A 10,579-nucleotide genomic window follows, 5' to 3' on the forward strand; every position below is an offset into this window, starting at 1 on the left:
GCTGCTCGTCGGTGAGGTCTCGGCAGGTACCGGGATAGGCGCCCTCCGGCGCGTGCGGCGCCCGCGGAGGTGTCGTCCTGCTTACCCATGACCGCTCCCCACTCGGGTGAAGTCTCAAGCCTAGCCCTGGCGGGGCTACCGTGGACCAATGCTCGGGGACCCCGGCGGCGCCTCCAAGTTCTGGGGCCGACAACACGGTGACGACTGCACGCTGATGGCGGTTGCGGACGTCGTCGGGGAGTTGACCGGCAGCAAGCCGGCCGAAAGTGAAGTCCTCGCACTGGCCGCGGCGCTGCCCAATGACCGGCATTCGGGACCGATCTACACGGCGGCCGAGGCCGGCTCCACAACGCTCAGCCGACGCGGTCAGCTACCCGGCCTCCCGGACCTGCCGGTCTTATTGGCGCACTTCGGATTGGAGACCGTCGCCACCGACGACACGGTCGCCGCCGGCGGAGGGCCGCCGACCGGCATGCCCGGCCTGGAGGCCGCGCTGCGCGCGGGCAAGAAGGTGATCGTCTCGATCAACGGCGAGACCATCTGGGGCCAACCGGGCGACCACACACTGCACGACCACGCCGTCGTGGTCACCGGCACCGACAGCGCCGCCGGGATCGTCCACGTGAACGACAGCGCGATCCCTAGCCTCGGCCCCGATTCTCAGATCAGTGTCGCCACCTTCGAAACCGCGTGGAAGACCAGCAATCACGCCATGTTGATCGTCGGACGCGCCGTGCCGGCCGGATCGGACTGACGCCAGGGCCGATCGGCGAGGTCGGCGAACCCGGCCACCAGCCGCATTTGCCAGCAGGTCCCTGGTCCTGGCTCTCTAGCGGCCATGAAGCCCGAACCCGAGATTTGCTCCTCGGGGAATGTGGTAGAAATCTCAGTAATCCTTAAGGTCGTGCCGCAATCACAGGGGGTCACCCATGTCCGCTCGCCAGTCAGCCCGCCGTCGTCGCCAGCCCTACGCGTGGCTCGGAGCGGGCGCGGTGACGTTTGGCATGGGTGCCGCGATGGTCGGTGGCACCGCGGTCGCCTTCGCCGACACCGGCACCGATTCGTCGGCCAACTCCTCGTCGAGTTCCTCGGCCGGTGCCGCCAGCGACGCGTCGTCGGCTAAGTCCGGTGCGCCGTCCGATGCGCCCACGCAGCGCGCCAGCCGCACCGGCCGCGGTAACCCCGCCGCCTCCGCCGACGACAACTCCTCGGCGGCGGTGCCTGCCGAACTGCCGCCCGCAGTGGTGGCCGACATCCCGGAGGTCGCCCCCGATCTGCCGGTGATGCCTGAGGTGGAGCCCGCCGCGGCCGTCGACAGCACACTGCCGCCGGCCGAGACGAATGCACCGAAGAGCGAACCGCTCGCTGTCCCGACGTCGCAGAGCCCGTCGGCGCCGGCCGCCGCTGCAGAGATCGCAGTCGACACGGTCGCCGATCCCGTTGCACCCGTTGCGGATTCGCCGGCCGCCGACGAGCCCGCCCCGGCGGCCTCAGCGGCCGCCGCTGCAGTCAGCGACCCGGCGCCGAACATGGACTCCTGGCTGCCGGCCACCCCGATCGTCCCGGGTGAGCACGTCACGCTGGCGTTGCAGCAGATCGAGCAGTCGCAGGATCTGATCACCCAGGAGACCTGGGGCGCCGGCAACATCCTGGCCGGCCTGGGCTCCTTCGGGCCGCAGGCGGCGCTGGCCACCGCGCAGCTGATGTTGGCCATCTGGGCTGCCAGCATCGGAAATGCCCAGAGCTTCGTGGCCAGCACCACCGACAATCCGCTGATCCACCCGATCGCGCAGCTCAACCTGCAGAACGAACTGCTCTACCCGGCGTTGTCGGATCTGTCGCTGGCCACCGCGTCGGCGCTGATGACCCCGCTGGGCTGGTTCGGCGCTGACATCGAGCCGGCCAAGGCCCTGGTCGCCGAGGCCCGGCAGAACGGCAAGATCTACGCCAAGGTGCCGGTGAGGATGCTGCTGGGCACCCAGCCGATGGTCGACGTCAAGATCAACGGCGGCCGCAACGCCGCGCTGCTGATCGATACCGGCGCTTCGGGTCTGGTGACCACCCGCGACAAGATCGGGTCGGCGGCGCTGGGCGCCAGGACCGGCGAAGGTGATAGCTGCTTCAGCGGCGGGATCTGCTACCACTACGAGACCTACAACATGACCGTCGATCTCGGCGACGGCGCGGTGACCACCGCCCCGGTCAACCTGGTTACGGACAACGCCACCTGGCCGAACAGCGTCCAGATCTTCAAGGACTTCTTCTCCTGGGGCGCCGACGGCATCCTCGGCGTCGGCGCGAACACCGCCGGCCCGGGTCCCGCGCCGATCCCCACGGCCGTCATGCCCGGTGAGCTCAGCAACGGCGTGCTGATCTACCAGAACGCCTACCCGTTCGGGTTGGGCGGCTACATGATCCTCGGGCCCAACCTGTTCCCGACGAAGGTCTCGCTGCCGGGCGCTCCGGACGCCTACGTCAAGGTCAGCGTCAACGGCGGGCCGAAGCAGGACGCCAGCGCGATCATCGACTCCGGCGGCGTGTTCGGCACGCTGAACCGCTCGCTGTACCCGGGCTCTCCGATCGGCACCAACGTTCCGGCCGGCACCAAGATCGACGTCTACGCCCCGGACGGCACCACGTTGCTCTACAGCTACACGGCTCAGCCTGGTGACGCGGCGACGCCGTTCATCGACAACGGCCTGTTCAACACCGGCAACGCCCCGTACGCGCAGAACCCGATCTACATCAACTACGGCACAACCCCGTACGGGATCGGCTCGACGGACTTCTCCATCTACTGACCCCTGAACTGCGCAGGAACAACCCTTACGGCTGTATGAAAATTGGCTTAGGACAAGCCTAAAGAGGGTTAGTGTTCGCCCACGGCTATCGCCACTCTGGAGGAACACTATGGGCGCATCGCAGTTCGTCGGTCGAATCGGTGGATTGGCGGTGGCCCTCGGGGTCGGCGCCGCCGTGTTCTCCGGAGCGGGGGTCGCCTGGGCCGACCGCGGTGACACAGACACCAGCAGTGCCTCAGCCGCTGACAGCGACTCGCCGGCCCGTGCCCCACGCGGCGGCAGAGGATCCGAGAGCGCGGCTCCGGCCGCGGCTATCAAGTCGGCGGACAGCGCCGCGCCGGAGGCGTCTCTGGACTCGGTGCCGATCGTCGTCGACGACAGCATCGCTGCACCCGCGGCGGCCGTCGTCGTCGATCCGGAACCGGTCGTCGAGGAGCTGAGCCTGCCCGAGCCGGCCGCCGGCGAGTCCGTCGTCGTCGGGGAACCGGCGTCCGTCGAACCGGTCATCCACGTCGACCCGATGCCCGAGCCCGTTGTCATCGTGGACCCGATCATGACCGTCGAACCGGAGACCACCGAGTACGTCCCAGCCCCCAGCGGCGAGGTGACCGCATTCATCACCGGCGTGGCCGAGCCGTCCGACGGCGCGGGCACCGACCCGACGGTGCCGGTCGATTCGCCGCTGCTCGCTGCGTTCCTGGCGATGTCCCGTCGCGACCCCTTCACAGTGGCGGCCACCGATGCGCCGGCGGCCCTGGTCACCTCGTCCTCGGGTCTGACGCTCGCGCCGGCGACCACCTACTTCGACGGGGTTCTGCAGGGCAACCTGAACGTCACCAGCGCCAGCGGATGCGGCACTCTGGGCTCTGACTGCAGGCTGGCCTACGCCTTCGTCAGTTCGTCCGACGGCGGCAAGGTCACCCTCGACAAGGTGCCGGCGGCGCTGCAGGGCGGCGGCGCCGGGAGCTACACGTTCCTGCCCTATGCCACCTGGATCGACCCCGCCAACCCGACCAGGTTCCCCACTCCGACAGGCACGCAGGACTTCACGGTCCGGGTCAGCGAGAACACGAAGTTCGATCAGACCATCACGAGCATCCCGCTGATCGGGCTGATCGCAGCGCCGATCATCCAGCTGATGCAGACCACCCCGTTCCTCGGTGACCTGCTGGCTCCCCTCATCGGAGCCTCTGTGCAGCAGACGATCTCGGTGAACGTCGGCCAACTGGTGCCCGCCGGCAAGCAGGTGGCCTACACCTACTTCGTCGACTCGTTCGACGGCACGCGCATCAGCATGAACTACTTCCCCGCGTCGGCGCCGTCCCTGCTCGCGGCGCTCGGCAACCAGCAGGCCACCATCTTCAACGGACCCGGCCTCGGTGGCGCCGGCACCATCGACCCGTACGGAGCCTTCCAGTCTGCGGGCTCGGCTCCGGGCCTCGCCCTGATGCGCGGCCAGGGGTTGCCGGGCCCCCTCGCCTCGGCTCCGCTCGGGTTTAACGTGATCACCTGGGATCCGCGCGGTGTATGGGCGTCCGGCGGCGTTCTGCAGTTGGACAACCCGTTCTACGAGGGCCGCGACGTCTCCGCGCTGATCGACTGGGCCGACGCCAACACTCCGCTACTCAACGAGGGCGGCGCACCGGATGTCGCGATGATGGGCGGCTCGTACGGCGGCGGCATCCAGATGACCACCGTCGACCCACGCATCAAGGCGATCGTGCCGTCGATCGCATGGAACTCCCTCAACGAGTCCATCTACCCCGGCGGGATCTTCAAGACGGCCTGGGCCAATAACCTCGGCGAGGCCCTGCTGCTCACCGGGGCGTCGTCGATCGACCGCATCAACTCCCAGATCACCCAGGCGCTGATCACCGGCAACCTGTTCGCCTTCATCAGCGAGAGCGCGCAGGCCGTGCTCGCCAGCACCGGACCGACCGCGCTGATGACGAAGCTGAGCATCCCCACGATGTACGACCAGGGCACCATCGACGCGCTGTTCCCGTTGCAGCAGGCGCTCGACAACGCCCGGACCCAGCTTGAGGAGAACCCCTTCTTCGCCGGCGCCAACGCCGATCTGGTCAAGATGATCTGGTTCTGCGGTGGCCACGGCGTCTGCACCACTCAGACCGATCAGCAGCAAGCCGCACAGGCCACCGTGATGTTCCTGGAGAACATGGTCTGGGTGAACAGATACACCAAGGATTACCTGGCGGCTGATCCGCTCCTCAACGGTCTGCTCTCCGTCACCGCACCGTTCCAGTGGTGGGATCAGAACGGAACCGCGTTGGCCTCATTCGACGGCATGCCGTGGACACCGGAGTTCCAGGACACCGCCCCGATCGTGGTCACCCAGGCCGCCGGCGGCCGGATCAATTCGTTCACCAGCATGTCGGGTCCGCTGTCGGAAGAGGATGCCGCCGGAGCCGTTTGTGGCAGTGTCGGTGCGGCCTGCCAGTTCCCGCTGAACCAGGTCTTCGCCACGAAGGCCAAGAACGCGGTGAACGTGGACATCCCCGTGGTCCCGACGACGGACCCGAACAACCCGTCGGTGATCGTCGGCGCCCCCACGGTGAGCTTCACCTACTCCGGAGTCGGCAACGCCAAGGCGGTCTACGCCCAGATCGTCGACAACGCCACCGGCCAGGTACTCGGGAACATCAACACCGCGATCCCGGTGACCCTCGACGGCAAGGAACACACGATCGAGGCGTTCCCCATCGCCAACATCGCCTACACCGCTCCGGTGACACCGGGAGCGACCCTCACCCTGCAGATCGTCGCCAACTCGTCGCTGTACCAGAACACCAGCGTGAACTGGGGAGTGGACATCAACAAGATTTCGGTGAGCCTGCCGACGTCTGGCACGGCCATCAAGAACCCCGTCCCGGGGTTGCTTCCGGTCTAGTGGAGTAGCGAAGCCCACCCGCTGGAGTAGCGAAGCCCACCCGCTGGAGTAGCGAAGCCCACCCGCCGAGGTTGCGAAGCGTCAGCGAAGCAGGGGATTTCGGCGTTTGCCGGTCGGCCGCTTGTTGGCCAGTCCAGATTGGACGGGCTGGTCCTCGGTAGCCGCGTCGTCCTTGGCGCTCTCGTCGGCCGTGTCGTCGGTGTCGTCGGCGGTGTCGGTGACCGTGTCGTCGTTGACGACGGTCTCTTCGACGGTGACGGTGGTTGCAGCCGGCTCTGTCGCCCCGCGCTTCTTGCCTCTGGGCTGCTTCGCGGCCTTGGGCGGCTTGACCTTGACGGGTTTGACCGGCTTCGGTTCGGCGGGCGGCTTCTCGGCGACGAACGACAGGAACAGCGCCAGGGCGCCCAGGACGGCGATGGCCCCCGCGGCGCCGTAGACGGCGAACAGGTACGGGCCGGCGGCGCCGAGGCCCAGCCAGATCTCCGCGATCGCGGCCAGCAGGATCAGCGCGCCGGCCACCACGTGCAGCACCGCCGACCACGCCCGCAGGCGCAGCGCCAGTTCCGGCGTCTTGACCTTGCGGCCCAGAGTCTGGCGCAGGATCGTCAGTACCGGCAGCGCCGCCGCGGCGATCGGGATGCCCGCGGCGATCCGTCCGGCGGTGGCGAGGCTGGAGGGGACATCGCCGGTCAGCACCCACCAGCGGGGCAGCACGAAAACGATGTAAAGCAGAACACCGACCAGAAAGAGGCCCAGGTGCAGTGCCCGTGCGGCGCGGCGCCCCATGCCCCTCCTCGGGAATCTTGTGAATCCGGGGTGCGACCGCGGTTGCGATCGCACCCCGGAGTGGTGCGGAGGATAGGGGATTTGAACCCCTGAGGGCTGTTAACCCAACCCGCGTTCCAGGCGAGCGCCATAGGCCACTAGGCGAATCCTCCGTCGGCCATGGTAGCCGACCGCAGCCACAGGGATCGACCGGCTGTTCCGCCGTGACCGGCCGGTATTACACTCGCCATGGACCCCGCGCGGCGTCCAACCTGTGAACTCCCCCAGGGCTGGAAGGCAGCAAGGGTCAACGGGCTCTGGCGGGTGCGCGGGGTCCCCTTCAATCCCGGCGGCGATACGAGGGGGAACAGTGTCGCTTCAGTCCCTGGGCCGAGACGAACTCCACGTTCAGCGCGACCTGCAGCGGCGCAATTACGTCGAGTTGCAAGCCCGGAAACTGACGTTGGATCTCACCCGCGGTAAGCCGTCGGCGCAGCAGCTGGATCTGTCCAATGCCCTGCTGGAGCTTCCGGGCAGCGGTGACTTCCGCGACGCCGAGGGCACCGATACCCGCAATTACGGCGGACTGCACGGTCTGCCGGGGCTGCGGGCGGTGTTCGGCGAACTGCTCGGCATCCCGGTGCCCAACCTGATCGCGGGAAACAACGCCAGCCTGGAACTGATGCACGACACCGTGGTGTTCTCCCTGCTGCACGGCGGGGTGGACTCCTCACGACCGTGGATCCACGAGCCGAGTGTGAAGTTCCTGTGCCCCTCGCCCGGCTACGACCGCCACTTCGCGATCACCGAGAGCCTGGGTATCGAGATGATCACCGTCCCGATGCACGACGACGGACCGGACGTCGACCTTGTCGAGGAACTCGTCGCCGCCGACCCGGCGATCAAGGGCATGTGGTGCGTGCCGGTCTACGCCAACCCGACCGGCGCGGTGTACTCCTGGGAGGTGGTCCGGCGGCTCGTCCAAATGAACACCGCCGCAACCGATTTCCGGATCTTCTGGGACAACGCCTACCCGGTGCACACCCTGACCGGGGAGTTCGTCCGCCAGATCGACGTGCTGGGCTTGGCCGCGCAGGCCGGCCACCCCAACCGCCCGCACATCTTCACCTCGACCTCCAAGATCACCTTCGCCGGCTCCGGGGTCAGCTTCTTCGGCGGCTCGCTGGGCAACATCGCCTGGTATCTGCAGCACGCCGGCAAGAAGACGATCGGTCCGGACAAGGTGAATCAGCTGCGGCATCTGCGGTTCCTGCGCGACGCCGACGGGGTGCGCCGGCACATGCTGGCTCACCAGAAGATTCTGGCGCCCAAGTTCGAGCTGTCCCTGGACATCCTCGACAAGCGCTTGTCGGAGTCCAAGATCGCGTCCTGGACCGAGCCCAAAGGCGGGTACTTCATCAGCCTCGACGTGTTGCCCGGCACGGCCAAGCGCACCGTCGCGCTGGCCAAGGAGGCCGGCATCGCTGTCACCGCGGCCGGTGCGTCGTTCCCGTACGGCAAGGACCCCGACGACACCAACATCCGGATCGCGCCGAGTTTCCCGCCACTATCGGATCTGGCCGGCGCCATCGACGGGTTGGCCACCTGCGCGCTGTTGGCGGCCACCGAGAAGCTGCTCGGGTCCGGCGCCGTCAGCACCGCTGGGTAGCCTGCTCAGGTGGCGCTCTACCGCAAGTACCGGCCGGCGACGTTCGCCGAGGTGGTGGGGCAGGAGCACGTCACCGAGCCGCTGTCGACGGCGCTGACGGCGGGCCGCATCAACCATGCCTATCTGTTCTCCGGGCCGCGTGGCTGCGGCAAGACCTCCTCGGCGCGCATCCTCGCCCGCTCGCTGAACTGCCAGCAGGGCCCCACGCCGACGCCGTGCGGTGTGTGCGACTCATGCGCCGCGCTGGCACCCAACGGTGGCGGGTCGGTGGATGTCGTCGAACTCGACGCCGCCAGCCACGGCGGCGTGGACGACACCCGCGAACTGCGCGACCGGGCGTTCTACGCACCGGCCCAGTCGCGCTACCGGATCTTCATCGTCGACGAAGCGCACATGGTCACCACCGCGGGGTTCAACGCGCTACTGAAGATCGTCGAGGAGCCGCCCGAGCATCTGATCTTCGTCTTCGCCACCACCGAGCCGGAGAAAGTGCTGCCCACCATCCGGTCGCGTACGCACCACTACCCGTTCCGGCTACTCGCCCCGCGCACCATGCGCGGGCTGATCGAGCGCATCCTGGCGTCGGAGGACGTCGAGGTCGACGACGCGGTGTTCCCGCTGGTGATCCGGGCCGGCGGCGGCTCGCCCCGCGACACGTTGAGTGTGCTCGATCAGCTGCTGGCCGGCGCGGAGGGCAACCGGGTGCACTACCAGCGCGCGCTGGCGCTGCTGGGCGCCACCGACGTCGCCCTGATCGACGAGGCGGTCGACGCCCTGGCCGCCGGGGATGCCGCGGCGCTGTTCGGGGCGGTGGAATCGGTGATCGACGCCGGCCACGATCCGCGCCGGTTCGCCACCGACTTGTTGGAGCGCTTCCGCGATCTCATTGTGTTGCAAGCGGTTCCGGACGCCGCCAGCCGCGGTGTGGTGGACGCCCCGGGAGATGTGCTGGACCGGATGCGTGACCAGTCCGCCCGCATCGGGTCGGCCACCCTGGCCCGCTACGCGGAGGTGGTGCACGCCGGGCTGGGGGAGATGCGCGGTGCCACCGCGCCACGGCTGCTGCTGGAGGTGGTGTGCGCGCGGTTGCTGCTGCCGTCGGCGGCGGATACCGAAGCGGCACTGCTGCAACGCATCGAGCGCATCGAGACCCGACTGGACATCTCCATCCCCGCCGGCGAGGCCGCCGCGAGCGCCCCGCCCGCGCCGGCCAGGCAGTACGTTCGCAAGACCACCGCGGCTCCGGCGCCGGTTGCGCCGGCGACCGTCGCGGAGCCCAAGCCCGTCGCGCCCGAGCCCGTCGCGGAGCCCAAGCCCGTCGCGCCCGAGCCCGTCGCGGAGCCCGAGCCCGTCGCGCCCGAGCCCGTCGCGCCCGAGCCCGTCGCGGAGCCCGAGCCCGTCGCGCCCCCCGCCCCTGCACCGAGATTGCAACCACGCAGCGAAAGTGCGAGTGCGCCCCAGCCTGACGTCAATCTCGGCGCCCCCCCGAAGCCCCCCGAGCCCCCGAAGCCCACGCCGGGTGAACCGGATGCCGCGGCGGTGCGACAGATGTGGTCGACGGTGCGGGAGAAGGTCCGTGAGCGCAGCCGCCCGCTGTACGCCATGCTGGACGCCGCGATCGTCCGCGCGGTCGACGGCGACACCCTGGTGCTGGCGCATCCGGCGGCGCCGCTGGCCAAGCGGCTCACCGAGCAGCACAACGCCGACGTCATCCGCGATGCCCTCAAGGACGCCCTTGGGGTGAATTGGCGGGTGCGCTGCGAGGTCGGGGTCGGCCAGCCGATGCCCGCCGCCGAGCCGCTGCCGCCCGAGCCGCAGGCGGACCCGGCCGAGGCTCAGCGCGCTGAGGAAGACGACATGATCGCCGAGGCGCACGACGACGGCGCCGAGGCCGCACCGCGGCGCGACCCCGAGGAAGTGGCGCTCGAACTGCTGCAGAACGAGTTGGGCGCCCGCCGCATCGACAGCTAGGTCGACCACCAGGGGCGCAGCGGAAGCCCGCCGTCGTCCCCGTCGCGGCCGACCTTGACCGCAAGAACCTGGTGCAGCTGAACGTTATTCGTCTCGAATCCGAGCCGCGATCCGGCCATGTACAGCCCCCACACCTTCGCGGTCGCCAACCCCACCTCGTCGACTGCCGCAACCCAGTTGTCGACCAGGTTGGCGCACCAGTCGCGCAACGTCATCGCATAGTGCCGACGCAGGTTCTCCTCGTGAACCACCTCCAGGCCCACGTCCTGCGCCGCGCTGATGATCCGTCCGGACCCGGTGAGTTCACCATCCGGGAAGACGTAGCGGTCGATGAAGTGCCCCGCGCCGGCCGGCCGGGTGTTGCCCGGGCGGGTGATGCAGTGATTGAGCAGCAGCCCGCCGATCCGCAACTTGGACTGCAGGAACCGGAAGTACGACGGGTAGTTGGCCACCCGATGTGCTCGG

At 68.8% G+C, this 10,579-nt stretch carries 7 protein-coding genes, 1 tRNA gene and 1 other RNA gene; 6 read left to right on the forward strand and 3 right to left on the reverse strand.

The window, feature by feature from the left end; all coding sequences use genetic code 11:
- The first annotated feature begins 148 nt into the window (after positions 1-148).
- The 3 genes from ADBZ6I_RS12470 to ADBZ6I_RS12480 all read left to right on the forward strand — a co-directional run bounded on the left by ADBZ6I_RS12470 (position 149) and on the right by ADBZ6I_RS12480 (position 5,709).
- Entirely contained in the window at positions 149-754 is a 606-nt protein-coding gene (locus ADBZ6I_RS12470; protein ID WP_526384263.1) for a cysteine peptidase family C39 domain-containing protein, read from the forward strand.
- A gap of 175 nt (positions 755-929) precedes the next feature.
- Positions 930-2,801, forward strand: coding sequence for a PecA family PE domain-processing aspartic protease (locus tag ADBZ6I_RS12475; RefSeq protein ID WP_526384266.1), 1,872 nt, complete (start codon positions 930-932; stop codon positions 2,799-2,801).
- 109 nt (positions 2,802-2,910) lie between these two features.
- Positions 2,911-5,709: a CocE/NonD family hydrolase gene (locus tag ADBZ6I_RS12480; RefSeq protein WP_526384268.1), complete on the forward strand. Its 2,799-nt coding sequence runs from the start codon at positions 2,911-2,913 to the stop codon at positions 5,707-5,709.
- Positions 5,710-5,790: 81 nt separating this feature from the next.
- Here the strand turns inward: ADBZ6I_RS12480 and lucA are convergent, their stop codons facing one another.
- Together lucA and ADBZ6I_RS12490 are read right to left on the reverse strand one after the other, a co-directional pair.
- Complete coding sequence (lucA, locus tag ADBZ6I_RS12485; RefSeq protein ID WP_526384270.1) at positions 5,791-6,495, reverse strand: lipid uptake coordinator LucA; 705 nt, start codon at positions 6,493-6,495, stop codon at positions 5,791-5,793.
- Between the two features lie 66 nt (positions 6,496-6,561).
- Positions 6,562-6,647, reverse strand: a tRNA-Ser gene (locus ADBZ6I_RS12490).
- A 75-nt stretch (positions 6,648-6,722) separates the two neighbouring features.
- On the opposite strand from ADBZ6I_RS12490, the gene ffs reads away from it, so the two are divergent.
- The 3 genes from ffs (at position 6,723) to ADBZ6I_RS12505 (ending at position 10,114) form a co-directional block, all read left to right on the forward strand.
- Positions 6,723-6,817: signal recognition particle sRNA small type (ffs, locus tag ADBZ6I_RS12495), an RNA gene on the forward strand.
- 42 nt (positions 6,818-6,859) lie between these two features.
- Positions 6,860-8,143, forward strand: a complete 1,284-nt coding sequence (locus tag ADBZ6I_RS12500; RefSeq protein WP_526384276.1) for an aspartate aminotransferase type Ic — start codon at positions 6,860-6,862, stop codon at positions 8,141-8,143.
- Positions 8,144-8,152: 9 nt separating this feature from the next.
- Positions 8,153-10,114: a DNA polymerase III subunits gamma/tau gene (locus ADBZ6I_RS12505; protein ID WP_526384272.1), complete on the forward strand. Its 1,962-nt coding sequence runs from the start codon at positions 8,153-8,155 to the stop codon at positions 10,112-10,114.
- Here the strand turns inward: ADBZ6I_RS12505 and ADBZ6I_RS12510 are convergent.
- Positions 10,111-10,579 (reverse strand): class I SAM-dependent methyltransferase (locus tag ADBZ6I_RS12510; protein ID WP_526384274.1); only part of this gene is annotated, 469 nt, incomplete at its 5' end. The two genes, ADBZ6I_RS12505 and ADBZ6I_RS12510, sit on opposite strands and share 4 nt — an antisense overlap.

The organism is Mycobacterium sp., from assembly GCF_044342925.1.
Lineage (GTDB): Bacteria > Actinomycetota > Actinomycetes > Mycobacteriales > Mycobacteriaceae > Mycobacterium.